Origin of the sequence: Sphingomonas mesophila, assembly GCF_003499275.1 — a bacterium.
GTDB classification, from domain to species: Bacteria; Pseudomonadota; Alphaproteobacteria; order Sphingomonadales; family Sphingomonadaceae; genus Sphingomicrobium; species Sphingomicrobium mesophilum.
Genome location: NZ_QWDF01000001.1, coordinates 1357213 through 1382249, shown reverse-complemented (window position 1 = coordinate 1382249; position 25037 = coordinate 1357213). Strand labels below are relative to the sequence as shown.

Sequence of the window (25037 nt, the reverse complement as noted above, 5' to 3'; positions counted from 1 at the left end):
GCTCAGAACGCGCGGACGAAGCCGAATTCCACCCGCCGGCGGCGCGTGTCGTAGAAGGCGATGGTGCTCGCGTTGCGCTCGTAGCTGACTCGCACCAGCGGCGCGAAGCCGCCCCACTGGAACTGGCGCATGGTCGCCCCCGCGCTCAGCCGCCAGCTCCGGTCCTCGCGCTTGTCGGGGAACAGGCTCAGCCGCTCGTCGGCCTCGAGCCGGCCGATGCTGGCCGAGGCGTGCGCCGTCACTCGCCCGAATTCGCGCCAGCCGAGCAGGGTCGCGCGCCACGCGGTGGTCGAATAGCCCGGATCGTCGAGCGCGGCTCGGCTGGCGGCGAGGCTGAGCCCGAGCCCGGTGCGGGCATCGATCGCCCGCTCGATGCCGATCTCGCCGCTCCACAGGCGGCCGTCCTGGAGGTCGTTGAGCTTGTTGTCGATGCGCGCAACGGCGATCCGCCCGCGTACCAAGCTGCGCCGTCCGGCCGGGAGCGCGGCGCTGAGGTCGAGCCGCAAACTGTCCTCGAACGGCTTCATCCCGAACCAGCGGCGGGTCGCGCCGGCCTCGAGGTTGAGCCGCACCGGGCCGAGGTGAAGCTCGGGCCCGGCCGACAGGTCGGCGGTGATCTGGTTGAAATCCTTGTCGCGATAGAAGTCGGCGCTGACATTGGCGCGGGCGAGCAGCGCGACCGTTTCGCCGAGCGGCTTGCGCGCGAAGGCCGAGCCGCGCAGCGCCGCGCCGACTCCCGAGCGGGCCTTGCCGCCGGGATCGATGTCGAACTCTCCGATCACCGTGCCGAGCGTGTCGCTCGAGGTCGCGGCGTTGATGTTGCTGTCTGGGGCCAGCGCGATCTCCAGGCTTGCCCCGAACGGCCGCCGCGCGCGCAACGCCTCGGAGAAGCGGTCGACCATCCGCGCCACCTCGAGCGGAAGCCCGATCGCCTGCGCCGCGCGAAGCTCGCGCAAAGCAGCGCCCTCGTCGCCGATCTCGTTGAGCACTTGCGCCAGGGTCAGCCGGACCGGCGCCGCATCGGGCCGCTCGTCGAGCACCCGGCGCAGGAATATCGCCGCCGCCTGCCATTCCTTGCGACGCATCGCCAGCCCGGCCAGTCGGTAGCGCGCTTCGGCGCGCACGTCGGCGCTCGGATCGGCCTCGAGCGCTGCATAGACGGTCGCCGCCTCGGCCTCGGCGCCATCGTCCTGCAAGCGGCGGCCGAGCGCGAGCAAGGACGGGGCGTCGGCGCGCAGCCTCTGCCCGACCGGCGCGGAAGGTTCGGCCACGGCCAGCGCGGCGGCGCCGATCGCGACTAGCGCCAGCATCGGCCTAGCGCTCGCTCTTGCCCGAGAGCACGCTCAGCGGGCGCTCGGGCTGGTCCGGAGAGGTGCGCGCCAACGCTAAGTTCAAATCGGCCATGGTCGCCTCTTTGCGAGCGGTGCAACGGCTAGGGGCGCTTGCCGACCAGCACCCCGACCATCTCGCTGATCGTGCCACTGTTGTCCGGCCGGGCGTATTGCGCGCGCCAGCGGGCCATCAGTTCCTGGGCTGCGGGCCCCGTGAACAGGCCGTTGAAGCTTCCCGTGAGGTTGCCGCCCTCGTGACGCAGCCCGCCCGAAAAGCTCGTCGCGCCGACGCTATAGATGGTGTTGACGAAATCGTAGCGGCCGAGCGGGACCGGATTGAACATGCCGACGAGGATCGGGTTCATCGATCCGGACAGGGTGCCGGCGCCGAAGTTGAACTGGAGCGAAGCCGTGCCTTCGATCGTGTACCAGTCCGCCGTCGTCCCGGCGAGCAGCGCGCTGTAGCTGGCTGAGCCGGTGGTCGGGACTGCGCCGGCGGGTGTGGCGAGGCCGAACGCGAACACTCCGTCGAAGAAATCCACCGGAGCCCACTCGTACTGATAATAGTCGCCGAACGTCGTGTAGACGAAGCCGGCACTGTCTGGCTTGCGGATATCCATGGACGGACTGACGACCGGCTGGTCGAGCAGATAGCCGCGCCAGTAGGACGCGTCCTGACTCCCGGCCTCGAACCGTCCGGCGGGCGCCGACGGCAAGTCGATGACGTAAGCCTGGGCAGCGGCATCATATCTGACGGCGAAATTGTCGCGCAGTTCGGTTTGACCGGCTCCGCCCACGCCGCGAAAATATTCGTAGCCCAAGGCGGCGAAGTCCGTGGTCGCGGTGACCGACGGAAACACCGCCGGGAATTTCGCGAGTGGCGGCGGAGGCGGCGGTGGCGGAGGCGGCGGCGTCGGAGTCGAACTCGGCCCTCCGCTGCCGCCGCCGCCGCCACCGCAGGCGGCAAGCGGAACGACCAGGGCCGTGGTGATCGCCAGTTGAAGAAGTTTGCGCATGGTCATCCTCCCGCTCGGACACGCGCCGGTCGCCTGCCCAAGGACCGGGGTGACTTTTGCAGCGCCGTCATGCGATGATGATGTGCCGATGATCTGCCGATGGGAGTGACTGACCGCCGATGTTGCGCCCCGACGATCTGGTCGGCCTCGACGACTTCACTCTTGGCAATCTGACGGTCAGCCCGTCGCGTCGCAGCGTTGTCAGCGGCGACCGCTCGCTCGCCGTCGAGCCGCGGGTGATGCAGGTGCTGGTGCTGCTCGCCCGGGCCAAAGGCGAAGTGGTGACCCGCCAGCACCTGTTCGACCAGGTATGGGGCGGGGTCCCGGTCGGCGAGGACAGCCTCAACCGGGCGGTCGGCGGAGTGCGCAAGGCAATCGCGCTCGACCCGGACAATCTGGAGCTCGAAACCATCCCGCGCACCGGCTACCGGCTTTGGCAAGCCGGCGCTTCGGCGGCGGCCGGTGTCGACCGCCGTGCCGTCGTCGGCGGTGCTGCAGCCCTCGTCCTCGCCGGCGCGGGCGGCGCGTGGTGGTATCGCGGCAATCGCGCGCACAGCGCTTATGAGGAGGCCATGCGGCGCGGGCGGGAGTTGCTCGCCTATGGCGACCAGAGCCCGCAGACCGCGACCCATTTCGCGCGCGCCGCCGAGCTTCGCCCCGATGATCCCGCCGCGCTCGGTCTGCTCGCGTTGACCCGCGCGATGCGGGCCGAGATTGCGCAGGGTGCGGAAGCGTCAAGCGCGGTCAAGGGCGCGCTGGAGGCCAAGCAGGCGGCGCTTCGGCTCGACCCCGGCGAGCCCCACGCGCGGCTCGCCAAGATCATCCTCGACCGGCCGTTGCTCGATTTCGCCGCCACCGAGGACCAGCTCAACGCGGTGCTCCGCGACCATCCGCGCAACACCGACGCGATGCGCTTGCTGTGGAACCTCAAGCAATGCGTCGGCCGCAGCGCCGAGGCGCTGCAACTGGTGGAGCGGGCGACGTCGGTGGCGCCGATGGCCGCCGCCAACCACTATCCGCGCGCGCAATTGCTGTGGATCCTCGGCCGCACCGCAGAGGCCGACCGGGTGGTCGACCGGGCGCTGCAATATTGGCCGGATCACCGCTGGGTTCGGTTCGCGCGGTTCATGATCCTCGCCTTCAGCGGCCGGGTCGCGGCGGCGCAGGCCATGCTCGACTCTCCGGCGCAGCGCCCGCAGCACTATTCCGCCGAGACGGTCGCCTTGTGGCGCGCCAACCTGCCCGCGCTCGACCGGCCGACCCCCGCCAACATCGCTGCGGCGAAAGCGGCGAGCCTCGCCGCCGCCCGGCGCAACCTGCAGCTCGCCTCGCCCGGGGTGATGACCTTGGCCACCCTTGGCGAGATCGACTCCGCGTTCGACATCGCCAATGCCCTGTTCGCGGTCGGCTCGAGCGACCGCAGCCGCGCCAAGGGCACCGCCTGGCGCTTCGCACCGTGGCTGTTCACGCCGCCGCTGGCGGCGCTTCGCGCCGACCCGCGGTTCGAGGCGGTGTGCGATGCCGCCGGCCTGACCGACTACTGGGCCAAGCGCGGGGTCGAGCCGGACTACCGTCGTTCGGCCTAGAAGCGGGTCTCCAGGCCGATCCCGATCTCGCGCGGCTTGTTCGGAACGGCGACGGTCGGGGACAGAAGGTAGGTCACCGCGAATGCGTCGGTCAGGTTGCGGGCGTAGGCCGAGAGGGTGAAACTGCGCCAGCTCCAGGCGGCGCGGACGTCCGCTTCGGTGCCCGCATCGATCCGGCGTGCGGCGCTGTTGAGGTCGTCGCTGAAGTAGCCGCTGTGGTGGCGCAGCCGGCCGCTCAGCGTCAGCCGGTCGAGCGGGGTCCAGTCGGCGGCCAGCGTGAGGCTGCGCTTCGGTGCGCGGGCGAAGCTCTTGCCGTCGAACGCCACGCCCTCGCCGCCGTCGCTGATCCGCGTGCGCAGCAGGCCGAGCGCGGCGCGAACCGACAGCCGTTCGCTCGGCCGCCACTCGGCGCTCGCCTCCAGCCCTTCGGTGCGGGCGCGAGCGACGTTGTAGAGCTCGAACCAGGTGAGGTTGGCGCGCGGGCCGACGAAGGTTCGCGCGATCGCCCGTTGCGCGTCGCGGTGGGCGTTGCGGAACATATTGGCGCTCAGCGTCAGTCGCCCGTCGAGCAGCCGCGCGCGGCCGAACAACTCGACATTCCACAGTGTCTCGGCGTCGAGCAGTTCGGGCTCGCCGGTTACGAAATTGAGGCTGATCCCGCCCGGATTTGAGGCGCGCTGGACCACCGCCCCGACGCGCAGATCGTCGTTCACATCCCAGCGCAGCGCGGCGCGCGGCAGCCAGAAGGCGAAGCGGCGGTCGTAATCGACCGGCAAGGTCAGTGCGCCAATGATCGCTCCCTCGCGCCGCTGGCGGTCGCTCTGGCGGCGAAGACTTACGGTCGCCGACAGTGCGGGCGACAGCTTCCACTCGACTTCGCCGAACAGGCCGAGCGCGGTCTGCCGGTCGTAGAACGCGCCGAGGCCGACGATCGCGCTGAGGTCGATCTCCTGGTCGAGCCGGCTGCTCAGCACATGAATTCCGCCGCTCAGCCGAAGCGCATCGCCCGCCGCCCAATCGATTCGGGTCTCGAGCGAGCGGTCGGCCACCTTGTTGAGCGCCTCGCCACGACCGCGCGGGGCAAAGCGCCGGAAGCGGCTCTGACCGAGCGAGGCGATCGCCAGCAGGTCGAGCGAGGCGTCGAGCGGCACTTCGCCGCGTAGCGTCGCCGAGGAGATTCGGTTGGCGAAAATGCCGTAGATTGGCAGCGGGTCGCGGCGATCTTCGAACGGCGCGAGGGTGGTCACCGTCTGCGGCGCCTTGGAGCGCAAATGCTGAAGTGTCAGCTCGAAGCGCGACCCAGCCAGGGCCGCCGGCGTGGCGAGCAGCTTGCCCCGCACCAGCCCGTAATCGTCGTGCACCGGGTCGGCCCCGCGCTGGCGGTCGGCGAGCGTGCTCCACGGCCGGGCGCGGCGGCCGTCCACCGCCAGGCGAAAGGCCAGCGCATCCTCGACCAGCGGCCCGCCGACCATTGCCGAAGCCTGCCGCCCGCCGCGATTGTCGCTCATCGCCCGCGCCGCGCCTTCCCATTCGAAAGCCGGCGAACGGGTGCGGACGTAGATCGCACCGGCGATGCTGTTGCGCCCCTCGACGGTCGATTGCGGGCTCCGGAACACCTCGACCTGCGCCACGTCCCATAGCGGCGCGGAGCCGAACACCAGCTCGTTGTGGCTGGCGGCGCGGCCGTCGATGTTGAGCGTGGTGCGTGGCCGCGTGCCGCCGAGGAAGGCGGCAAGATCGATCAGCGGCCCGGTCGTGTCCTGCCCCCGGATCGACGGACCCTGGCCGGGGTTGCCGAGCAGCACGTTGGGCACCGAATCAAGCAGTTCGTCGAGCCGGTCGGCGCCCGGCTCGCGCTCGAGGCGCCTGCGGTCGAATACTTCCACGCTGCCGTCGGTCTGCTTGAGCGAGCGGGTGACTCGCTCGCCGGTGATGACGATCTCCTCGTCGACCACGAGCGGCGCCGGGACTTGCGCGGCGGCGGTCAACATCGCGGCGGCCCCGACGACAAGCAACGAACAACCCCCTCGCAACCCGTTCGCGGAAAAGACCGCCCCGGCCGATATCCTAACAGAGGTTCACTGGAGCCGCCAAAGGAAGTGTCGCCACTGGCTCGTAATGCGCCCCGCCGCGCCCGAGATGGCTCTCGAACAGCACGATGTCGCGCACCGTCCACGGCGCGCTCGCAAGCCCGGCGTGGGCCGCGAGCCAGCGCTCGACCGGCGGCCGGCCGCCGTTCCAGCGGGCCAGCGTGATGTGCGGGTGAAAGGCGCGGCGCTCGGGCGCGAGCCCGGCCGACTGGCACAGCCGCTCGACCTTGGCGGCCAGTGTGCGCACCGGCTCCTTCGGTGCGACCCCGGCCCACAACGACCCGCGGCGGCCATGGTCGAAGCGGCCGGTCCCGGCGACCGCAAGCTCGAACCTAGGTGAAGCGAGCCCGCCGAGCGCCGCCGCAAGGTCGTTCGCCAGCGGCCGCTCGACCTCGCCGATGAAGCGCAAGGTAAGGTGCAATTGCGCCTCGTCCTGCCACTTGAGGTCAGCTCCCTCCATCGCGTCGATCAGCCGGTCGCGGACCTCCTGCGGCGGGACGATGGCGACGAACAGGCGGTGCATCGCGCCCCTCTATGGCACAGTCCTTGGGACAGATCGTCCGCTTTCGCTTGAAAGCAGGCGCTTTCTTCACGATATTGCCCGCGGGAGCACGGGCCCATAGCCCGTCCGTTAGGAGAGAAGATGCAGAACCAGTTCGATCCTCGCACCACGACGACCGGTTTCGGTCCGGGGGTGACCGTCGGTGTGCCGACCGCCACCCGCGATGCGGGGCTACGGTCCTACATGCTCAAGGTTTACAACTACATGGCGTCGGGCGTGCTGCTGACCGGCATCGTCGCTTTGCTGTTCGCCAACAGCGGAATGGCCGAGCAGCTGTTCACCAGCGGCGGCCTCCTGAAGTGGGTCGTCATCCTCTCGCCGCTGGCGATCGTGATGACGATGAGCTTCGGCATGAACCGCTTCAGCGCGGCGTCGCTGCAGATGATGTTCTGGGCCTTCGCCGGCCTAATGGGCCTGTCGATGTCGACCATCTTCCTGGTCTACACCGGCACGTCGATCGCGCAGACCTTCTTCGCGGTCACTGCGGCGTTCCTCGGCCTGTCGCTCTATGGCTACACCACCAAGCGCGATCTGAGCGGCCTCGGCACGTTCCTGATCATGGGCGTCATCGGCCTGCTGGTGGCGATGGTCATCAACATCTTCCTGCAGTCGAGCGCGATGGCGATGGCGATCAGCGCCATCGGCGTGCTGATCTTCGCCGGCCTCACCGCCTACGATACGCAGAAGATCAAGAGCATCTACTACCACGTCCAGGGCACCGAGATGATGGGCAAGACCGCCATCCTCGGCGCGCTGAGCCTTTACCTGGACTTCATCAACATGTTCCAGTTCCTGCTCGCCTTCATGGGCAACCGCGAATAGTCGGGCACAGGCAAATGGATCACGGGAAGGGCCGCGGGCGACCGCGGCCCTTTTCCGTGGCGGCCGGACTGGCGGCGCTCGCGCTGGCCGGCTGCGGCCCGCCCGACGGCGCGGTGGTGAGCGAGGCCGACAAGGCCTCGGGCGCAGAGGCCCACAGCCAGCTCTTGGCCGAATTCGGCGGCGAATATCGCGGCGACGAGGCGGCCTATGTGCGCGCGCTCGGCGAGCGGCTCGCGGCGCCGGCGGGCCTTTCCGGCCAATGCACCTTCACCCTCGTCAACAGCGACGTCGTCAACGCCTTCGCCGTGCCCGGCTGCTACATCTACATCACGCGCGGCCTGATGGGCGTGGTCAACAGCGAAGCCGAGCTCGGCGCCGTGCTCGGCCATGAACTCGGGCACATCGTCGCCCGCCACTCGCAGCGCCAGCAGCAGCGCTCCCTGTTGCGTTCGCTGGGCGTGTTCGCCGTCGGCCTCCTCACCGACTCTCCGGCGCTGACCCAGATCGCCGGCGCCGCCGCCGGCCTGTTCACCCTGCGCTATTCGCGCACCCATGAATATGAGGCCGACGACCTCGGCATCGCCTATCTGCACAAGGCCGGGCTCGATCCCTATGAGGCGGCCGACATGCTCGACGCGCTCGGCCGCCACGAGCGGCATCTCGCGGCGACGCGCGGCGCGGACGAGGCGCACAGCATTCCCGAATGGGCGCGCACCCATCCGCTCAGCGCCAACCGCACCCGCCGCGCGCTCGACACCGCCGGCGCGACCGGGCTTGCCGACAACGGCCTTCCCGAGAACCGCCGGCCGTTCCTCGCCGCGCTCGACGGCATGCTTTACGGCGACGATCCCGAGCAGGGCTTCGTCATCGGCCGCGCCTTCGCCCACCCGGGCATGCGAATCGCGTTCGAGGCGCCCGAGAGCTACTCGCTGACCAACAGCCCGCAGGCGATTCTGATCGAGGGGCCGGGCGGGATGCGCGGCCAGTTCGCCGGCGGCCGGGCCCGCGGCGGGCTGGAAGCCTATACCGGCGCGCTGCTCAAGACCCTGCTCAAGGGCGCCGCGGTCGAGGTGCGCAGCAGCACTCCGGCACGCGTCAACGGTCTCGACGCCCTGCTGACCGAAGCCACGGCGAGCGCCGACGGCAAGGCGGTGGCGGTCACCGTCATGGCCTATGCCGCCGGCGCCTCCACCTATCATTTCGTCATGCTCTCCGATCCCGCGGCCGACGCTGCCCGGTCGCTGGCCGCGTTATTCGGCTCGTTCCGGCTACTCGGCGATGCGGAAGTCCGCGGTCTGCGCGCGCGCAGCATCGACGTCGTCACGCCGGGTCCGGGCGACACCGTCCGCTCGCTCGCCGGCCGCATGGCGACCGCCAACCCGCTGGCCGATTTCCTGATGCTCAATGGCTTGCGCGAGAACGCCCGCCTGACGCCGGGCGAACCGGTCAAACTGGTCGTTGCCGGGGCGCGCTAGCCCAGGTGTCGCTTGAAGAATCGCAGCGTGCGCTGCCACGACAGGTCGGCCGCGGCGCGATTGTAGCGTTCGGCGGACGTGTCGTTGTGGAAGGCGTGGTTGACCCCGTCATAGCCCCAATAGGTCACCGGCTTGCCCGCCGAGCGGAGCGCTTCGACCCACGGAAAACCGGTGCGGTTGACCCGCTCGTCGAGCCCGGCGAGGTGGATCATCAGCGGCGCCTGGACCTTCACCGCTTCCGCGGGATCGGGCGCCGGGCCGTAGTAGCTGACGCCGGCGTCCAATTCGCTGCCCGCGGCGACTGCGAGCCGGTTGACGAACGCCCCGCCCCAGCAGAAGCCGACCGCCCCGACCTTGCCGCCGCGGCTGCCTTTCGCAAGCTCGGCGAGCATCGCCACGGCGCTTGCGGTGGCGGTCGCCAGATCGGTCTTGGCGATCGCCTCGCGCGCTGCCGTTTCGTCCTTCGGAGTGCCGCCGCCGGGCGCGAGGAAGTCCGGCGCGAACGCGCGATAGCCGGCGATTGCAAGCCGCCGCGTAACGTCGCGGATATGGTCGTTGAGGCCCCGATTCTCGTGGATCACCATGATAGTCGGCTTGAGCGAGCGGGTCCGCGGCTCGGCCAGATAGCCATAGACCCCGCGCGGGTCCTTGAACTCCAGGATCCGGCTCGCGATCCTCCCGTCGTCGGGCGCGACGACCGCGGCCGCGGCGGGCGAGGGGGCGATCGCGGCGATCAGGACCTCGGCCGCCGCCGCGCTTCCGGCGATGGCGGTCATCCGCGCCATGAACGCGCGCCGGTTCATGCCCTCGTGGGTATAGCGGTCGTAGAGCGCGATCGCCTGCTGCCTGCGCTCCGGGTCGATCATCCCTCTGCCTCCTTGGCCGCCTGCATCTCGGCGATCAGCTTGCCGTCGATGGCCTTGGCGCGCTGGTAGGCTTCGCGGCCAGACAGCCTTTCGGCGTAGGCGGTGAATTCGCCGCGCTCGGGCATGGTCTTGAACATCGTGCCCCACAGCACCTGGCTTCCGACATAGACGTCGGCGGCGGTGAAGCGCGCGCCACAGACATAGTCGCGCGACCCGACGTGCGCGGCGAGCGTGTCGATCGTCCGCTCGTAGCTGCCATAGCCGAACATCCGCTGCCGCTCGGGCGTCGGGTCCCAGCCGTTGGCATGGTTGCTGACCGCCGCCTCGACTGGCCCCGCGCCGAAGAACATCCAGCGGTAATAGTCCGCTTTCTCCTCGTCGCGCGGACCCAGCCCGGCATCGGGGAAGACGTCGGCGAGATAGGCGCAGATGCCGGCGCATTCGGTCACCAGCCGGCCGTCGTGGACGATCGCCGGCACCTTGCGCATCGGGTTGACCGCGCCGTACTCGTCCCCGCCCATCACCGCATAATCGACGATATGCTGGGTGTAGGGCTGGCCGACTTCCTCGAGCATCCAGCGGACGATCTGCCCGCGGCTCATCGGGTTGGTGTAGAAGTCGATGCTCATCCCCGCTCTCCCGCTTTGTCGGCCGGGGCCGCCGGCAAAGGCTGCGCTTGCGGAGCGGACTGCTCGCGCTCGGCGGCGCTGCGGTCGCGCACCGCGCGGAACTCGCTGTCGCTGCTCCAGTTCGGCCAGTCGCGCGAATTGGCGAGACGCAGGCCGACCGCGTGCAGCAGCTCGGCGTCCTGCGCCATGCCGCTATAATCCCAGTCGGGCGCAAATTCGTCGGCCGGCTGGTGGTACATCGTCGCGTCGTAGTTCTTGCGCCACGCCAGCCCGCGCGCCGTTCCGCCGTTCACCAGATCGTCGCCCGGCGCAAAGCTCATCGCCGGAACCCCAACCTTGGCGAGCGTGAAATGGTCCGAGCGGTAGAAGCTGCCGGCCCCGGCGCGCGGATCGGGCGTGTAGCGCCGGCCGCGCTTGGCCGCTTCCTCGACGAGCAAATCGAGCAGCCCGAACTTCTGGTTGCCGCGCACCGAGAAGTCGCGCGCCGGGCCGAGCACGCCCATCACGTCGGTGTTGATCACGCCCGCCGTCTTGCCCAGCGGGTAGAGCGGGTTGGAGGCGTAATATTCGCTCCCCAGCAGCCCCTTCTCCTCGGCGGTCACCGCCAGGAACACCACCGACCGCTCGGGCCGCGGCCCCCGCGCGAAGGCGCGCGCCTGCTCGATCATGTGGGCGATGCCGGTGCCGTTGTCGATCGCGCCATTGTAGATCCGGTCGCCCTTCGCGTCGGGCTGGCCGATCCCGAGATGGTCCCAGTGGCCGGTGTAAATCACCGTCTCGTCGGGCCGAGTCCGGCCCGGCAGGATGCCGACCACGTTGCTAGAGGTGATGACCTCGGTTTTTGCATTGCCGTGGAGGTCGAGCGTCGCATTGAGGGACACCGGCTTGAAGTCCTTGCGCCGCGCCGCCGCCTTCATCGCCTCGAAGCTGGTGCGGCTGGCGGCGAACAATTGCGCCGCCAGGTCGCGCTGGATCCAGCCCTCGAGCGGCGGATGCTCGCCGCGCGGGTTCTGGCGGACGATGTCGAACATGGCGTTGGTGTTGCTGTTCTTGACCGTCGCCCAGCCGTAGCTCGCCGGCTCGGTCTCGTGGATCACCAGCACGCCCGCGGCGCCCTGCCGAGCGCCCTCTTCGTACTTGTAGGTCCAGCGCCCGTAATAGGTCATCGCCTTGCCGCCGAACTGGCCTTCGCCGCCCTCGAAGTCGGGGTCGTTGACCAGCACCACCAGCACCTTGCCCTTGAGATCCTGGCCCTTGAAGTCGTCCCACCCGCGCTCGGCCGCCTTGACGCCGTAGCCGGCGAACACCAGCGGCACCTTGTTGAGCATCAGCGCCTTGTCGCCGGTGAGCGGGGCGCGTGCCGCAATCTCATTGCCCTGGGTCAGCGGCACCGCCCGCCCGCCGACGGTCATCGCGATGTGCGGCGCGGCGGCGAATTCGGAGCGCAGCAGCGGCACCGACTGGGTCCACTGCCGCTTGCCGTCCTTGAGATCGCCGCCCGGCTGGAGCCCGGCCTTGGCGAACTGCTCGGTCAAATAGGCGACGGTCTTGGTCTCGCCGGCGGTCGCCGGGCTGCGCCCTTCGAACGCGTCCGAGCCCAGAGTGCGCACATGCTGGGCCAGCCGTTCGGTGCTGAACTCGGCGGTCGGCGTGACCTGCGCCGCGGCGATGCCCGGCGGCGACAGCGCCAGCAACAGCGGCAAGGCGAGATGGATCCTACGCATGAGCGACTCCTTCGAAATGATCGGGCTTGCCACACCCTAGCGCCGCCGCACGCCGCCGCCAGCGCCCATTCACGTGGCTGACGGCACTTCGCCCGCATTTGTGATTTTGCTTCGGCGCGATATGCTGGCGATGCCGAGACTCTGGGGAGGGGCGGTCGGTTTGGCGGACTACGATAAACTCGACGAGGACCGGCTGCGCAGTGCCGACCTGCTGCTGCGCAGCATCGGCGACTGCTCGGCCGAGCTGATCTACGCCAAGGATCGCGCCGGCCGCCTGCTCTACGCCAATCCGGCGACTCTCGCGGTGATCGGCAAGCCGGCCATTGAGGTGATTGGCAAGACCGAGACCGAATGGCACGACGACCCCGAGGAAGCGGCGGTGATCCACGCCAATGACGAGCGCGTCATGGCCAGCGGCGAGGTCGAGCGGATCGAGGAGGTGTTCACCACCCACGGCGGGCTCACCCGCTACTACCGCTCGACCAAGGCGCCGCTGCGCGACGACGACGGCAACATCGTCGGAGTCGTCGGGACCACCACCGACATCACCGAGCAGCGCCTCGCCGAAGAGCATCAGCGGATCCTGATCGACGAGCTCGCCCACCGCGTGAAGAACACGCTGGCGACCGTCCAGTCGCTCGCCTTCCAGACCTTCAAGGACGTCTCGCCGCGCGCCTACCGCCGCTTCGAGGGCCGGCTCGCGGCGCTGTCGCGCGCCCACGACACGCTGACCCGCGAGGATTGGGCGTCGGCCGAAGTGACCGACGTCGTCGCCGCCGCGCTCGAGCCGTTCCAGATGGGCGAACGGGTCAGCGCCGCCGGCGACATCTGCCGGATGACCCCCAAGGCGGCGGTCAATTTCGCCATGATCCTCCACGAGCTCGCCACCAACGCCTGCAAATATGGCGCGCTCAAGGGGCGCTCGGGGATGGTCGCGGTGCGCTGGACCTGCGTCCCCGAGGACGGCCATCTGCGCCTCGACCTCGAATGGCGCGAGCGCGGCGGCGATCCGGTCGAGCCGCCGACCGCGACCGGCTTCGGCACGCGCCTCATCACCCATCAGGTCGCGCGCGAATTCGGCGGCACGGTCGACTTCGATTTTGCGCGCGAGGGGCTCACCGCTCGCTTCGCCCTGTTGTTCGACGAACCGCCGCTGCCCGTCGCGGTCCGCGCCGACCCCTCAGCCTAGCGCGCCGCCGCCTCGCGATAGACATATTGGTGCTGGCTGTCGCGGATGGTCAGCGTTCGCGCGCCGTCCGCCGCCTTGCCCGGCAGGATCGGCAGCCCCATGAATTGCGGACTGACCGTGACCAGCGACACTGTCCCGTCGGGATTGCGCATCGTCGTCATCGCGCTTGCCATCGTCCCGAAGTCGACGCTCAGCCCGCCGCCCGTGCGGCTCACCGTCAGCGTGCCCAGCTCGGGGTGGACATAGCGGTCGGCCAGCGCCGCGGTCACCGCCGGGTCGGGCGGGAAGGTCAGCTCGCGGTTGAACGAGGCGAGATCGGCGTCGAACTTGGTACGCGCCGCCGCGACCATCCCGGCCGCCTCGCTCTTGCCACCATAGGTCACCTCGAGCAGCCGCCGGAGGAAGGCGTCGAGCAGCGGCCGGCCATTGTCGCTGTTGGTCAGGATAACCGCGCCGATCCCGGCGCCCGGCAGGAAATAGAAGTCGCTCTTGTAACCGAACAGCGAGCCGCCGTGGCGCACCACCTCGACCCCGCTGCCGATCTCGGTCTCCAGGCCCATGCCGTAGAATGATCCGTCGCCGCTAGAAACGCCGCGGAAACGCCGCATCAGCAGCGCTTCGCGGTCGGCCATCTGGCGCCCGTTGGCCAGCTTCCCGCCACGCAATTCGTTGAGCGCATAGAGCGCCATGTCGTGCGCGCTCGACCACGCCCCGCCGGCAGGCCGGTACGGGCCGACCAGCGCATTGGGATCCTGCGCGAGCAGTTCGGCCTGGAACTTGAGATTGTCGGCATGCGGCGCCGCGACGTTGCCGCGCAGCTTGCGCGGATCGTCGAAGCCGGTGTCCTTCATCCGGAGCGGGCCGAACACATGCTCGTCCATCGCCCGGTCGAACGCCGCGCCGATCTCCATTTTCGGATAGAACAGATGCGCCGCGACGTAGCCAGCGGCCGAGGCCATCAGATTGTTGTATTGGTAGGCCTCACCGAAGCCGCTGGTCGGCTCGGTCGCGGCAAGCTGCCGGAAAGTGTCCTCGGCGCCGACCCGGTCGACGTCGATCAGCAGCCATTCGAGGTCCTTGCGCGGCAATCCGGTGCAGGCGCATACCAAATGGCGGATCTTGGTCTTGGCAGTGGTCTCGGCCGAGCCGAGGCGGAAGCTTGGATAGGCCTTGGTCACCGGGTCGTCCCAGCCGATCCGCCCTTCGCCGACCGCCTTGGCGAGCAGCAGGGTCGCCATCGACTTGGTGTTCGACGCGATCATGAATTTCGTGCGCGCGTCCACCTTGTCCGGCCGCCCGAGCGCGCGGACTCCGACCCCGCCTTCCGCGACGATCCGGTCATTGGCGATCAGCGCGAAGCCGATCCCGGGAATCCGCAATTGCTCGGCCGATTGCTCGAGAAAGCTGCGCAATTGCGCGATGCGGGCGGCGTCGAGCGGCGCCGCGGTCCGCCCGGCGAAGCTCTCGGCGACATATTCCTTGGGCCGCACGCTGTCGTTGATCTGGGCATATCCCGCGCGACGCCGGTCGAATGCCGCGCTGCTGCTGTCGGTCAGGAACACGACCCATTGCCCGCCCGATCGCGCCGCCAGTGCGCGGACTATCCGGCGCTCCTCGGGCGAGGTGCGATATTCGATCAGCTGGCGCTTGTCCCAGCCGCTCTTCGCCGCCGCCGCGCTGCTGACGTCGATGGTCCGCTTGAACGCCGGGTCGACCGCGCGCCACGCCGCCGCCGCCGCCGCTTCGCCGTCCGCCTGCGCGCCGACCGGAACGACGATCATCCGGCTGTCGGGCTCGGGCGGGGCGATCGTCGTGCGCTCACCGCTGGTCGTCGCCGACCATCCGGTGGGCAAGGTAAAGGCGACCGGGCCGCGCACCTCGCCCGCGCTGGTTGCGGCCGGAGCCGCCTGCGCCAGCGCCGCGGCGGGCCACGCCGCCGCCAGGCTTGCACCAATTAGAAATCCCGCGACTCGACGCTTGCTCATCTGCCCGCTCCCCCTGAGCGGCGAGCAGAGCAGAATTCAGCGCGGGCGCAAGGGCGCGCGCTAGTCGGCCGACTTTTCCGACTTGGCCGGCCGCTCGGCGGCGCGCTTGGCCTTGGGCGTCTTCGGCGCCTTGGGCGGGGCCGGGACGATTTCGAACACCGGCGCGCCGTCCTTCATGTGAACCTTGACCTCGCCGCCGTCGACCAGCTTGCCGAACAGCAATTCCTCGGCCAGCGGCTGCTTGATCTTCTCCTGGATCAACCGGCCCATCGGCCGTGCGCCATTGAGCTTGTCATAGCCCTTGGTGGTCAGCCACTCGCGCGCCTCGTCGTCGAGCTGGATGTGGACGCCGCGGTCGGCCAGCTGCATTTCCATCTGCAGGATGAACTTGTCGACCACCCGCGCGACCACTGCCGGCGGCAGGTAGCCGAACGGCACCACCGCATCGAGCCGGTTGCGGAATTCCGGAGTGAACATCTTCTTGATCGCGTCTTCCTGCACGTCCTCGCGGGACAGCGCACCGAAGCCGATGCCCTCGCGCGCCATGTCGGCGGCGCCGGCGTTGGTGGTCATGATGAGGATGGTGTTGCGGAAGTCGACCGTCTTGCCGTGGTGGTCGGTGAGCTTCCCGTTGTCCATCACCTGAAGGAGGATGTTGAACAGATCGGGGTGGGCCTTCTCGATCTCGTCGAGCAGCAGCACCGAATGCGGCTGCTGGTCGACCGCGTCGGTCAGCAATCCGCCCTGGTCGTAGCCGACATAGCCCGGCGGCGCGCCAATCAGCCGGCTGACCGAGTGACGCTCCATATATTCGCTCATGTCGAAGCGCTGCAGCGGGATTCCAAGCACGTGCGCCAGCTGGCGCGCGACCTCGGTCTTGCCGACCCCGGTCGGCCCGGAGAACAGATAATTGCCGATCGGCTTGTCGGGATCGCGCAGCCCCGCGCGGCTCAGCTTGATCGCGGACGCCAATTTCTCGATCGCCAGGTCCTGGCCGAACACGACGCGCTTCAAATCCGCCTCGAGGCTTTCGAGCACGCGCTTGTCGTCGGTCGAGACGCTCTTGGGCGGGATTCGCGCCATCGTCGCCACCACCGCCTCGATCTCCTTGACGGTGATGGTCTTCTTGCGCCGCGACGGCGGCAGCAGCATCTGCATCGCGCCCACTTCGTCGATCACGTCGATCGCCTTGTCGGGCAGCTTGCGGTCGTGGATGTAGCGGTCGCTTAGCTCGACCGCGCTCTTCACCGCGTCGGGCGTGTAGCGCACGCCGTGATGCTCCTCGAAGCTCGAGCGCAGCCCGGCGATGATCTTGATCGTCTCCTCGATCGTCGGCTCGTTAACGTCGATCTTCTGGAACCGGCGCAGCAGCGCGCGGTCCTTTTCGAAATGGTTGCGGAATTCCTTGTAGGTGGTCGAGCCGATGCAGCGGATCGCGCCCGAGCTAAGCGCCGGCTTCAAGAGGTTCGACGCATCCATCGCCCCGCCGCTGGTCGCCCCGGCGCCGATCACGGTGTGGATCTCGTCGATGAAGAGGATCGCGTGCGGCAGCTTCTCGAGCTCGGTGACGACCGACTTCAAGCGCTCCTCGAAGTCGCCGCGATAGCGCGTTCCGGCGAGCAGCGCGCCCATGTCGAGCGCGTAGATGACCGCCGGCTTCAGCACGTCCGGCACCTCGCCGTGGATGATCTTGCGCGCCAGCCCTTCGGCGATCGCCGTCTTGCCGACGCCCGGATCGCCGACATAGAGCGGGTTGTTCTTCGAACGCCGGCACAGGATCTGGACCGTCCGGTCGACCTCGCTGCCGCGGCCGATCAGCGGGTCGATCTTGCCGGTCTTGGCCTTCTCGTTGAGGTTGACGGTGAACTGCGCGAGCGCGCTTTCCTTCTTGCCGTCCTTGGCCTCGACCTTCTCCTCGCCGCCGCCGCCATTGGCCTCGCGCGGTTCGGCCGCCGCCTCGCCCTTGCCGACGCCGTGGCTGATGTAGGTCACCGCATCGAGACGGCTCATGTCCTGCTGCTGCAGGAAATAGACCGCGTAGCTCTCGCGTTCGCTGAACAGCGCGACCAGCACGTTGGCGCCGGTTACTTCGTCGCGGCCCGACGACTGGACGTGGAGGATGGCGCGCTGCACGACCCGCTGGAAGCCCGAGGTCGGGGTCGGGTCGGTCGCGCTGTCTGCAACCAGCGCGCCCAGCTCGTTGTCGAGGTACGACTTGACCATTGCCTTCAATTCGTCGCGGTTGACACCGCACGCGGTCATCACCTGGCTGGCGTGCTCGTCGTCGATCAGCGCGATCAGCAGATGCTCGAGCGTGGCATATTCGTGCCGGCGCTTGCTCGCTTCGGTAAGCGCGTTGGACAGGGATTGTTCGAGCGCTCGGACGAAAATGGCCATGGTTACTCCTCGGGCCTCGCTATGTCGGAACAAGTCGGCGCGCGATCAAGGGCCCCGCGGCGGGTCGCCGCCGGGCCGCGGCGAAGGCTAGCGCTTGAACAGCTCATCGGCCGCGCTTCGGTGCGCGGTCACCCGCGCCTTGTGCGCCCGCACCCGGGCGATCTCCGCCTCGAGCCGCGCGACGCGCTGGTCGAGCTCCTCGATACTCAGCGGGTCGAGGTCCTCCTTGCCGAGCTCGACGATCGGCTGGCCGGGCTTGAAGTCGTCCTCCTCGTCCATCGCCGCCAGCGTTGACCGCGGCCGGGGCGCTGTCAATAAGCCCGTCGTGCTTATCCCCAGCTTGATGCGCGCCGTCGCGATTCCCGTTCCCGGCGGCCCCGAAAATCTCGCCGTCGAACCGCGTCCGGTGCCGCAGCCGGCGCCTGGCGAAGTCCTCGTCCAGGTCGCCGCCGCCGGGGTCAACCGCCCCGACGTCCTCCAGCGCAAGGGTCTCTATCCGCCGCCGCCCGGCGCGTCCGACATTCCGGGGCTCGAGATCGCCGGGACCGTCGCCGCGGCCGGTGACGGCGCCGAGCACCTCCTCGGCCAGCGGGTCTGCGCGCTCGTCACCGGCGGCGGCTATGCCGAATATTGCCTAGCGCCCTCCGGCACCTGCCTGCCGATCCCCGAAGTCCTCAGCCCGGTCCAGGCAGCGGCCATGCCCGAGACCCTGTTCACGGTGTGGATCAATTTGTTCGAGCGCGGCTTCGCGGCCGACGGCGACGCCGTCCTGGTCCACGGCGGGACCAGCGGCATCGGCACCATGGCGATCCGACTGGGAAGCCTGTTCGGCCTTACCGTCATCGTCACCTGCGGCAGCGCCGCCAAGTGCGACGCAGCGCTCAAGCTCGGCGCCACCCACGCGATCGATTATTCCGCGCAGGATTTCGTCGCCGAGGTCGCGCACCTCACCGCCGGCCGCGGCGTGGCGGTGGTGCTCGACATGGTCGGCGGCGACTATCTGCCGCGCAACCTCCAGTGCCTCGCCGACGACGGCCGCCACGTCTCGATCGCGTTCCAGCGCGGGCCGGCCGCCGAGATTCCGATCCCCGACATCATGCGCCGCCGCCTGATCCTCACCGGCTCGACCCTGCGCGGCCGCGACCTCGCCTACAAGACGATGGTCGCCGACGAGCTTGCGCGCACCGTCTGGCCCTATGTCGAGGGCAACCGCCTGACCCCCGTCATCGACTCCACCTTCCCGCTCGAAGCTGCCGCCGACGCCCACCGCCGGATGGAAAGCGGCCAGCACATCGGCAAGATCGTCCTGACCACTTGACCGTCGCCCCAGCGAAGGCTGGGGCCCATGCCGAGCGATCACGCGACCGCTCGAGGCATGACGATCGAGCGTTGCAACCTTGCTCTCCGCAGCCAACCCGAATAGAGGAAAGTCACACGGCCGCTCCTTCGTTGGGGCGGCCTCACTTGTTTCTGGAGAATTAGAGATGGCCCAGCCGCTCATGCCCCACGCGACCGCCTCTTGGCTGGTCGAGAACTCGTCGCTGACCTTCACCCAGATCGCCGAATTCTGCGGCCTTCACATCCTCGAGGTCCAGGCGATCGCCGACGATACCGCCGCGACCAAGCTCACCGGCCGCGACCCGGTCCGCTCGGGCGAGCTGACGCATGAGGAGATCGAGCGCGGCCAGGCCGATCCCGATTACCAGCTGCAGATGATCAAGGCGCCCGACGCCGTCACCCGCACCAAGGGTCCGCGCTACACGCCGGTTTCCAAGCGCCAGGACAAGCCCGACGGGATCGCCTGGATCATCAAGAACCACCCCGAGGTCTCGGACGGCCAGATCGGCAAGCTGATCGGCACGACCCGCACGACCATCGCCGCGATCCGCGACCGAAGCCACTGGAACATGGCCAACATCACGCCCAAGGATCCGGTCACGCTCGGCCTCACCACCCAGCGCGAGCTCGACGCCGCCGTCGCCAAGGCGGAAAAGGCGGCCGGCAAGGAAGCGCGCACCGACACCCGCTTCGAAGGCGACCGCGAAGCGCTGATCGAGCAGCTGCGCGCCGAGCGCGAGCAGCACGCCCGCGACGCCGAGGCCGCGCTCGCCCGCGAGGAAGCCGAAGCCCGCGGCGAGGAACTGGTCAGCGACGAGATCGTCCCCGGCATCAAGGACCCGTTCAAGAAATAGGCGGCCGGCCGGCTGGGAGCATGCCCGATGGACCTGGCGCCGATCGATCGACTGTCATGCGCCGCCGACCGTGAGGCCATCGCTGCTCGAATCGCGAGCGCCGAGCCGCGCCCGTTCATCGTCACCGATGGCACCGCTCGCTGGCCGGCGCGGACGAAATGGACGCTGGAGTTCTTCGCCGATCGCTACGGCGACAGCCCGGGGATCGCGCCGCTCGAGTTCGGGGTCCGTCCGCCGTCGGGCAAGGCGACCCTGCTCAAGGCGTTTATCAGGCATCTGGACGATGCCTACACCAACCTGCCGGGCCTGTGGGTCGGGCCGAAGCCGGAGCCCGCCGACCCGCCCCAGTCCGGCTGGAGCTTCTCGTGGGAGCCGTTCAAGCACGACCCGGCGCTGCTCGACGACGTCGCGCCGTTCCCCGAGGCGGTCCCGAACCTCACGGCCTGCCTGCCGCGCGACTTGTTTCACGCGCTGGAGGCGATCCACCGCCACGCCTCCTTCTCGATCTACATCAGCCCCCGCGACACCATCACTCCGCTCCACCGCGACCGCCACAATCTGTTCGCCTGCCTCGTCCAGTTCCAGGGCCGCAAGCAGGTGGTGCTGTTCGCGCCGGGCGACGGCACATCGGACGGCGCCCTGGCCGGCTTCGACCCGGAATCGCCCGACGACCGCCTTTTTCCCACGATGCGCGGCCGGGCGGCACTTGGCGGCCGGCTCGAGCCTCAGGACATGCTGATCATCCCGCCCAACTGGCTCCACTACACCCGCAGCGAGAACCATTCCCTCACGCTGAGCCACAATTTCTTCAACGCCGCCAACCTGGGCGATTACCTTCGCTCCCTGCTGGCCGAGATCGGACGATAGGGCAGGGGGCTGATCGACGGCTCTACGGCGACAGGTCGATTGGCGTGGCATGCCCAAGCCCGCCTTGCTTTCCCCCTGCGCGCCCGCCAAAACTCGGCGCATGAACGACGCCGACGACATTGGCTCCATGACCTTCGAGGCGGCGCTGGCCGAGCTCGAGACGATCGTCCGCACCCTCGAGCAAGGCGCCGCGCCGCTCGATGAATCGATCGCCCTCTATCAGCGCGGCGACAGGCTGAAGCGGCATTGCGAGGCGCGGCTCAAGGCGGCTCAGGAGCGCATCGAGCAGATCGCGCTCGGCCCCGATGGCCAGCCCACCGGGACGGTGCCGTTCCATGCCGGTTGACACCATCGCCCGGCCGCTGCCCGCGGTGATCGACGAGGCGCGGCGCATCGGCCTCGCGGTCGACGACCTGTTCGCCTTTCACCTCGCCGTCCCGTCCGACGGCCGCTCCCGCCTCTACGAGGCGATGCGCTACGCTGCGCTCGGCGGCGGCAAGCGGCTTCGGCCCTTGCTCACCGTCGCCGCCGCGCGGCTGTTCGGGATCGACGAGGGCCGGGCGGTCCGCGCCGGCTCGGCGATCGAGGCGATCCACGTCTATTCGCTGATCCACGACGATTTGCCATGCATGGACGATGACGATCTGCGCCGCGGCCGGGCGACCGTCCACAAGGCGTTCGACGAGGCCACCGCCGTGCTCGCCGGCGACTGTTTCCACGACCTGGCGTTCGAGATCATGGGCGATCCCGCCACGCACGAGGATCCGTTCGTGCGCTGCGACCTGCTGCTCGGCCTCGCCCGCGCGTCCGGGCTCGACGGCATGGGCGGCGGCCAAATGCTCGATCTCGCCGCCGAGGGCGAGGCGCTCGACCTAGCCGCCATCACGCGCCTTCAGCAATTGAAGACCGGGGCGCTGATCGAATATTCGGTCGAGGCGGCGTGCATCATGGGCCGCCAGCCGGACGACGCGCGCACCTCGTGCCGCGGCTATGCCCGCAACATCGGCCTCGCCTTCCAGATCGCCGACGACCTCATCGACCATAGCGGCGACGAGGACGCGGCGGGCAAGCGCGTCGGCAAGGACGCCGAGGCGGGCAAGGCGACCTTCGTCTCGCTGCTTGGCGAGGAGCGTGCGCGGCGCCAGGCGGATATGCTGGTCGAGCAGGCGATCGAGCATCTCGCCTCCCACGGCGAGGAGGCCGACCTGCTGCGCGCCATCGCCCGCTACGTCACCGAGCGCGACCGGTGAGCGGCAACGCACCCGGCAGCCGGATCGCCGTCTATCCCGGCACCTTCGATCCGATCACGCTCGGCCACATGGACATCATCCGCCGCGGCACCCATCTCGTCGACAAGCTCGTTATCGGGGTCACCACCAACCCGTCGAAATCGCCGATGTTCTCGGTCGACGAGCGGCTGGCGATGGTCCGCCGCGAGGTCGCCGACATCGCCAATGTCGAGGTCGTGAGCTTCGACTCGCTGCTGATGGACTTCGCCAAGAGCCAGGGCGCGATCGCTATCCTGCGCGGGCTGCGCGCGGTGGCCGACTTCGAATACGAATATCAGATGGCCGGGATGAACCAGAAGCTGAACGACCAGATCGAGACGGTCTTCCTGATGGCCGACGTTTCGCTCCAGCCGATCGCCTCCAACCTGGTCAAGGAGATCGCCCGCTACGGCGGCCCGATCGACAAGTTCGTGACACCCTCCGTGGCGGCCGATGTCGCCGCGAAGCTCAGCTGATTTTGCTGTCCTACACGGGCCTCCTCGGGCTAAGCTTCGGCCATGGCCCAATTCCGTTCATCGGCCGCCCATCCGGCATCGCTAAGGCGCCCTGCGTAACTTCGCGATTGGGTCCCCGAAAAGGTCGATCCTGGGTGAAGTTTGAGAAGATTAGGAGCGTTCGAATGCGTCCCATGTTGTTGCCGCTGATCCTCCTCGGCCTCGCCGCCGCCGCCCCGGCCTCGACCGGCGCCCCGCTGCCGATCGCCGCTCCGGCGACGGTCGCCGCCGATCCCGCCAACCGGCTCAACATCACCTTGTCGAGCGGTGGCACGGTGGTCATCCAGCTACGCCCCGACGCCGCGCCCAACCATGTCTACCGGGTCCAGCAGCTCGCTTCGTCGGGCTTCTACAACGGCACCGTCTTCCACCGCGTGATCCCCGGCTTCATGGCCCAGGGCGGCGATCCGGAGGGCACTGGCCGCGGCGGCTCCAAGCTCCCCAACGTCGCTGCCGAATTCAACAGCCTGCCGCACATGCGCGGGGTGCTGTCGATGGCCCGTTCGGACAATCCGGACAGCGCCAACAGCCAGTTCTTCATCGTCCTCTCGCCGACCATGCGGCTCGACAAGAAATACACCGCTTTGGGCCGGGTGATTTCCGGAATGCCGTTCGTCGACGGCATCGCGCCGGGCGAGCCGCCGGCCGAGCCGACCCGCATCGTGCGGATGTGGATCGACGGCCCGCTGCCCGCCGCGCCGGCAGCCAAGACCGCCGAGGCCGCGCCAGCCGCTCAATAATGCGGGTCGACGATTTCGACTTCGAGCTCCCGCCGGAGCGGATCGCCCTGCGCCCCGCTAGGCCGCGCGATTCGGCGCGGATGCTGCTGGTCGACGGCGCCGCCATCGCCGACCGGGCGGTGCTCGATTTGCCGCAACTGCTCCAGCCCGGCGACGTGCTGGTGTTCAATGACACGCGGGTCATCCCGGCTCAGCTCGAGGGCCGCCGCGGCGACGCACGCATCGGCGCCACCCTCCATCAGCGCGCCGGCCCGCGCACCTGGTGGGCGTTCGTCCGCAACGCCAAACGGGTCCGCGACGGGGATGTGATCGATTTCGGTCACGGGGTCACTGCCACCGCCGCCGACCGCGACGAGGGCGGTGCGATCCTGCTCGACTTCGCCGGCGACGAACCGGTGGAGCTGCTGCTCGAGCGCGCCGGGACGATGCCGCTGCCGCCCTACATCGCCGGCAAGCGTGCCACCGACGAGGCCGACCGCTCCGACTATCAGACCATGTTCGCCCGCGAGGAGGGCGCGGTCGCGGCGCCGACCGCCGCCCTGCACTTCACCGACCGGCTGATCGACGCGCTCGACCAGCGCGGCATCGGCCGTGACACTCTCACCCTCCACGTCGGCGCCGGCACCTTTCTCCCGGTCAAGGTCGACGACACCGCGGACCACCGCATGCACAGCGAGTGGGGCCGGATCGATGCTGCCACCGCCGATCGGCTCAACGCCGCCCGAGCCGCGGGCGGGCGGGTGATCTCGGTTGGCACCACGCCGCTGCGCCTGCTCGAAAGCGCGACTGGTGAGGACGGCATCATCCGCGCCTTCGAGGGCGACACGGCGATCTTTATCACCCCCGGCTATCGCTTCCGAGCGATCGATGGGCTGATGACCAACTTCCATCTGCCGCGCTCGACCCTGTTCATGCTGGTCTCGGCGCTCATGGGGCTCGACGTGATGAGGGCCGCCTATGCCCACGCCATCGCCGCGGGCTACCGCTTCTACTCCTACGGCGACAGCTCGCTGCTGCTGCCTCAGCCGAAGTAGCTCCACAGCAATCGCGCCGTCAGGCCGAGCGAGATGGCGACGAGGAGCGGCCGGATGATGCCGGCGCCGAAGCGCATTGCGGTATGGCTTCCGATCCATCCACCCAGCATCGCTCCCGCGGCCATCGACAGGCCGAGCAGCCAGACCATCTTTCCGGCCATGGCGAACACCAGCACGCTGGCGACGTTGCTGGCGAAGTTGAACGCCTTGGTCAGCGCCGTCGAGCGAGTCAGGCCGAAGCCGCGCAGCCCGACCAGACTGGTAGTGAAGAAGGTGCCGGTGCCCGGACCGAAGAAGCCGTCGTAGAAGCCGATCGCCCCACCCACCGGCGCATAGCCCCGAGCGGTCAGGCGTTGGTGGGCGTCCTCGTCGCTCATCCGCGGGCTCGCCAGGACGTAGGCTGCGGAAACGACGAGCAGCAGGGGAATGATGAGCCCAAGCGCGGAGCTTGAAATACGCTGGACCAAAAGTGCGCCGCCGACCGCTCCCGCAAAGACCAACGCGATCGTCAGCCAGTTCGCCTTGAGGTCGATATGCCCCTTGCGCCAGAAATTTAACATCGCGCTGCCGGTGCCGAACACGGACTGCAGCTTGTTGGTCGCCAAGGCGTGGACCGGCGGAAGCCCGGCGGTGAGCAGCGCCGGCATCATGATCAGCCCACCGCCGCCGGCGATGGCGTCGATGAAGCCGGTCAGCACCGCGACCGCAGTCAGCAAAGCGATGATGTCGGGCTCGATCATCCTTTGCCC

At 69.0% G+C, this 25037-nt stretch carries 23 protein-coding genes; 12 read left to right on the top strand and 11 right to left on the bottom strand.

Going from position 1 to position 25037, the window contains the following annotated elements; genetic code table 11:
• Positions 1 to 2: 2 nt before the first annotated feature.
• Positions 3 to 1310: a surface lipoprotein assembly modifier gene (locus D0Z60_RS07005; protein ID WP_118857581.1), complete on the bottom strand. Its 1308-nt coding sequence runs from the start codon at positions 1308 to 1310 to the stop codon at positions 3 to 5.
• Positions 1311 to 1432: 122 nt separating this feature from the next.
• A complete protein-coding gene (locus D0Z60_RS07000; protein ID WP_162888003.1) occupies positions 1433 to 2347 on the bottom strand; it encodes a transferrin-binding protein-like solute binding protein in 915 nt (304 codons plus the stop codon).
• Between the two features lie 119 nt (positions 2348 to 2466).
• On the opposite strand from D0Z60_RS07000, the gene D0Z60_RS06995 reads away from it, so the two are divergent.
• Positions 2467 to 3933: a winged helix-turn-helix domain-containing protein gene (locus D0Z60_RS06995; protein WP_118857579.1), complete on the top strand. Its 1467-nt coding sequence runs from the start codon at positions 2467 to 2469 to the stop codon at positions 3931 to 3933.
• Here the strand turns inward: D0Z60_RS06995 and D0Z60_RS06990 are convergent.
• Together D0Z60_RS06990 and thpR are read right to left on the bottom strand one after the other, a co-directional pair.
• Positions 3930 to 5924 carry a TonB-dependent receptor gene (locus D0Z60_RS06990; RefSeq protein ID WP_162888127.1) on the bottom strand — a complete coding sequence of 665 codons (1995 nt, stop codon included), beginning with the start codon at positions 5922 to 5924 and terminating at the stop codon, positions 3930 to 3932. The two genes, D0Z60_RS06995 and D0Z60_RS06990, sit on opposite strands and share 4 nt — an antisense overlap.
• Positions 5925 to 6000: 76 nt before the next feature.
• Complete coding sequence (gene thpR, locus D0Z60_RS06985; protein ID WP_118857577.1) at positions 6001 to 6546, bottom strand: RNA 2',3'-cyclic phosphodiesterase; 546 nt, start codon at positions 6544 to 6546, stop codon at positions 6001 to 6003.
• Between the two features lie 120 nt (positions 6547 to 6666).
• Between thpR and D0Z60_RS06980 the strand changes: the two genes are divergently transcribed.
• Both D0Z60_RS06980 and D0Z60_RS06975 read left to right on the top strand, forming a co-directional pair.
• Positions 6667 to 7407: a Bax inhibitor-1/YccA family protein gene (locus D0Z60_RS06980; RefSeq protein ID WP_118857576.1), complete on the top strand. Its 741-nt coding sequence runs from the start codon at positions 6667 to 6669 to the stop codon at positions 7405 to 7407.
• 14 nt (positions 7408 to 7421) lie between these two features.
• Positions 7422 to 8882, top strand: a complete 1461-nt coding sequence (locus D0Z60_RS06975) for a M48 family metalloprotease (RefSeq protein ID WP_118857575.1) — start codon at positions 7422 to 7424, stop codon at positions 8880 to 8882.
• Here D0Z60_RS06975 and D0Z60_RS06970 read toward each other — a convergent pair.
• Genes D0Z60_RS06970 through D0Z60_RS06960 form a run of 3 tightly spaced genes read right to left on the bottom strand, consistent with a single transcriptional unit; the run spans position 8879 to position 12101 of the window.
• The gene (locus tag D0Z60_RS06970; RefSeq protein WP_118857574.1) at positions 8879 to 9748 is read right to left on the bottom strand and encodes a dienelactone hydrolase family protein; all 870 of its coding nucleotides are present in this window, start codon (positions 9746 to 9748) and stop codon (positions 8879 to 8881) included. The genes D0Z60_RS06975 and D0Z60_RS06970 overlap by 4 nt on opposite strands.
• On the bottom strand, positions 9745 to 10377 hold the full coding sequence (locus D0Z60_RS06965) for a glutathione S-transferase family protein (RefSeq protein ID WP_118857573.1): 633 nt from the start codon (positions 10375 to 10377) through the stop codon (positions 9745 to 9747). The genes D0Z60_RS06970 and D0Z60_RS06965 overlap by 4 nt, the downstream gene beginning before the upstream one ends.
• Positions 10374 to 12101: a M28 family metallopeptidase gene (locus D0Z60_RS06960; protein ID WP_118858482.1), complete on the bottom strand. Its 1728-nt coding sequence runs from the start codon at positions 12099 to 12101 to the stop codon at positions 10374 to 10376. The genes D0Z60_RS06965 and D0Z60_RS06960 overlap by 4 nt, the downstream gene beginning before the upstream one ends.
• Positions 12102 to 12231: 130 nt before the next feature.
• Between D0Z60_RS06960 and D0Z60_RS06955 the strand changes: the two genes are divergently transcribed.
• Positions 12232 to 13290 (top strand): sensor histidine kinase, encoded by a 1059-nt coding sequence (locus D0Z60_RS06955; protein ID WP_162888126.1) that lies wholly within the window; start codon positions 12232 to 12234, stop codon positions 13288 to 13290.
• On the opposite strand, the gene D0Z60_RS06950 is transcribed toward D0Z60_RS06955, so the two are convergent.
• The 3 genes from D0Z60_RS06950 to D0Z60_RS06940 all read right to left on the bottom strand — a co-directional run bounded on the left by D0Z60_RS06950 (position 13287) and on the right by D0Z60_RS06940 (position 17951).
• Positions 13287 to 15275 carry a serine hydrolase domain-containing protein gene (locus D0Z60_RS06950; RefSeq protein ID WP_205421041.1) on the bottom strand — a complete coding sequence of 663 codons (1989 nt, stop codon included), beginning with the start codon at positions 15273 to 15275 and terminating at the stop codon, positions 13287 to 13289. The two genes, D0Z60_RS06955 and D0Z60_RS06950, sit on opposite strands and share 4 nt — an antisense overlap.
• A gap of 60 nt (positions 15276 to 15335) precedes the next feature.
• Positions 15336 to 17672 carry an ATP-dependent Clp protease ATP-binding subunit ClpA gene (gene clpA, locus D0Z60_RS06945; RefSeq protein ID WP_118857571.1) on the bottom strand — a complete coding sequence of 779 codons (2337 nt, stop codon included), beginning with the start codon at positions 17670 to 17672 and terminating at the stop codon, positions 15336 to 15338.
• An 87-nt stretch (positions 17673 to 17759) separates the two neighbouring features.
• Complete coding sequence (locus tag D0Z60_RS06940; protein ID WP_118857570.1) at positions 17760 to 17951, bottom strand: DUF1192 domain-containing protein; 192 nt, start codon at positions 17949 to 17951, stop codon at positions 17760 to 17762.
• Between the two features lie 64 nt (positions 17952 to 18015).
• On the opposite strand from D0Z60_RS06940, the gene D0Z60_RS06935 reads away from it, so the two are divergent.
• The 8 genes from D0Z60_RS06935 (at position 18016) to queA (ending at position 24288) form a co-directional block, all read left to right on the top strand.
• Positions 18016 to 18990, top strand: a complete 975-nt coding sequence (locus D0Z60_RS06935; protein ID WP_118857569.1) for an NAD(P)H-quinone oxidoreductase — start codon at positions 18016 to 18018, stop codon at positions 18988 to 18990.
• Positions 18991 to 19156: 166 nt separating this feature from the next.
• The gene (locus D0Z60_RS06930; RefSeq protein WP_118857568.1) at positions 19157 to 19864 is read left to right on the top strand and encodes a DUF1013 domain-containing protein; all 708 of its coding nucleotides are present in this window, start codon (positions 19157 to 19159) and stop codon (positions 19862 to 19864) included.
• A 27-nt stretch (positions 19865 to 19891) separates the two neighbouring features.
• Positions 19892 to 20731, top strand: coding sequence for a cupin-like domain-containing protein (locus tag D0Z60_RS06925; RefSeq protein WP_118857567.1), 840 nt, complete (start codon positions 19892 to 19894; stop codon positions 20729 to 20731).
• A gap of 100 nt (positions 20732 to 20831) precedes the next feature.
• Positions 20832 to 21077 (top strand): exodeoxyribonuclease VII small subunit, encoded by a 246-nt coding sequence (locus D0Z60_RS06920; RefSeq protein ID WP_118857566.1) that lies wholly within the window; start codon positions 20832 to 20834, stop codon positions 21075 to 21077.
• On the top strand, positions 21067 to 21981 hold the full coding sequence (locus D0Z60_RS06915) for a polyprenyl synthetase family protein (RefSeq protein ID WP_118857565.1): 915 nt from the start codon (positions 21067 to 21069) through the stop codon (positions 21979 to 21981). Before D0Z60_RS06920 ends, D0Z60_RS06915 begins: the two co-directional genes overlap by 11 nt.
• The gene (gene coaD / locus D0Z60_RS06910; protein ID WP_118857564.1) at positions 21978 to 22475 is read left to right on the top strand and encodes a pantetheine-phosphate adenylyltransferase; all 498 of its coding nucleotides are present in this window, start codon (positions 21978 to 21980) and stop codon (positions 22473 to 22475) included. The genes D0Z60_RS06915 and coaD overlap by 4 nt, the downstream gene beginning before the upstream one ends.
• 164 nt (positions 22476 to 22639) lie before the next feature.
• The gene (locus D0Z60_RS06905) at positions 22640 to 23254 is read left to right on the top strand and encodes a peptidylprolyl isomerase (protein WP_118857563.1); all 615 of its coding nucleotides are present in this window, start codon (positions 22640 to 22642) and stop codon (positions 23252 to 23254) included.
• Positions 23254 to 24288, top strand: a complete 1035-nt coding sequence (gene queA / locus D0Z60_RS06900) for a tRNA preQ1(34) S-adenosylmethionine ribosyltransferase-isomerase QueA (protein ID WP_118857562.1) — start codon at positions 23254 to 23256, stop codon at positions 24286 to 24288. Before D0Z60_RS06905 ends, queA begins: the two co-directional genes overlap by 1 nt.
• On the opposite strand, the gene D0Z60_RS06895 is transcribed toward queA, so the two are convergent.
• Positions 24276 to 25028, bottom strand: a complete 753-nt coding sequence (locus tag D0Z60_RS06895) for a TSUP family transporter (protein WP_118857561.1) — start codon at positions 25026 to 25028, stop codon at positions 24276 to 24278. The genes queA and D0Z60_RS06895 overlap by 13 nt on opposite strands.
• Positions 25029 to 25037: the final 9 nt, after the last annotated feature.

Excerpts from the sequence above, each read along its gene's own strand:
- D0Z60_RS07005 (WP_118857581.1), bottom strand. The coding sequence starts at position 1,310 with ATGCTGGCGCTAGTCGCGATCGGCGCCGCCGCGCTGGCCGTGGCCGAA.
- D0Z60_RS07000 (WP_162888003.1), bottom strand. The coding sequence starts at position 2,347 with ATGCGCAAACTTCTTCAACTGGCGATCACCACGGCCCTGGTCGTTCCG.
- D0Z60_RS06995 (WP_118857579.1), top strand. The coding sequence starts at position 2,467 with ATGTTGCGCCCCGACGATCTGGTCGGCCTCGACGACTTCACTCTTGGC.
- D0Z60_RS06990 (WP_162888127.1), bottom strand. The coding sequence starts at position 5,924 with ATGTTGACCGCCGCCGCGCAAGTCCCGGCGCCGCTCGTGGTCGACGAG.
- thpR (WP_118857577.1), bottom strand. The coding sequence starts at position 6,546 with ATGCACCGCCTGTTCGTCGCCATCGTCCCGCCGCAGGAGGTCCGCGAC.
- D0Z60_RS06980 (WP_118857576.1), top strand. The coding sequence starts at position 6,667 with ATGCAGAACCAGTTCGATCCTCGCACCACGACGACCGGTTTCGGTCCG.
- D0Z60_RS06975 (WP_118857575.1), top strand. The coding sequence starts at position 7,422 with ATGGATCACGGGAAGGGCCGCGGGCGACCGCGGCCCTTTTCCGTGGCG.
- D0Z60_RS06970 (WP_118857574.1), bottom strand. The coding sequence starts at position 9,748 with ATGATCGACCCGGAGCGCAGGCAGCAGGCGATCGCGCTCTACGACCGC.
- D0Z60_RS06965 (WP_118857573.1), bottom strand. The coding sequence starts at position 10,377 with ATGAGCATCGACTTCTACACCAACCCGATGAGCCGCGGGCAGATCGTC.
- D0Z60_RS06960 (WP_118858482.1), bottom strand. The coding sequence starts at position 12,101 with ATGCGTAGGATCCATCTCGCCTTGCCGCTGTTGCTGGCGCTGTCGCCG.
- D0Z60_RS06955 (WP_162888126.1), top strand. The coding sequence starts at position 12,232 with ATGCCGAGACTCTGGGGAGGGGCGGTCGGTTTGGCGGACTACGATAAA.
- D0Z60_RS06950 (WP_205421041.1), bottom strand. The coding sequence starts at position 15,275 with ATGAGCAAGCGTCGAGTCGCGGGATTTCTAATTGGTGCAAGCCTGGCG.
- clpA (WP_118857571.1), bottom strand. The coding sequence starts at position 17,672 with ATGGCCATTTTCGTCCGAGCGCTCGAACAATCCCTGTCCAACGCGCTT.
- D0Z60_RS06940 (WP_118857570.1), bottom strand. The coding sequence starts at position 17,951 with ATGGACGAGGAGGACGACTTCAAGCCCGGCCAGCCGATCGTCGAGCTC.
- D0Z60_RS06935 (WP_118857569.1), top strand. The coding sequence starts at position 18,016 with ATGCGCGCCGTCGCGATTCCCGTTCCCGGCGGCCCCGAAAATCTCGCC.
- D0Z60_RS06930 (WP_118857568.1), top strand. The coding sequence starts at position 19,157 with ATGGCCCAGCCGCTCATGCCCCACGCGACCGCCTCTTGGCTGGTCGAG.
- D0Z60_RS06925 (WP_118857567.1), top strand. The coding sequence starts at position 19,892 with ATGGACCTGGCGCCGATCGATCGACTGTCATGCGCCGCCGACCGTGAG.
- D0Z60_RS06920 (WP_118857566.1), top strand. The coding sequence starts at position 20,832 with ATGAACGACGCCGACGACATTGGCTCCATGACCTTCGAGGCGGCGCTG.
- D0Z60_RS06915 (WP_118857565.1), top strand. The coding sequence starts at position 21,067 with ATGCCGGTTGACACCATCGCCCGGCCGCTGCCCGCGGTGATCGACGAG.
- D0Z60_RS06905 (WP_118857563.1), top strand. The coding sequence starts at position 22,640 with ATGCGTCCCATGTTGTTGCCGCTGATCCTCCTCGGCCTCGCCGCCGCC.
- queA (WP_118857562.1), top strand. The coding sequence starts at position 23,254 with ATGCGGGTCGACGATTTCGACTTCGAGCTCCCGCCGGAGCGGATCGCC.
- D0Z60_RS06895 (WP_118857561.1), bottom strand. The coding sequence starts at position 25,028 with ATGATCGAGCCCGACATCATCGCTTTGCTGACTGCGGTCGCGGTGCTG.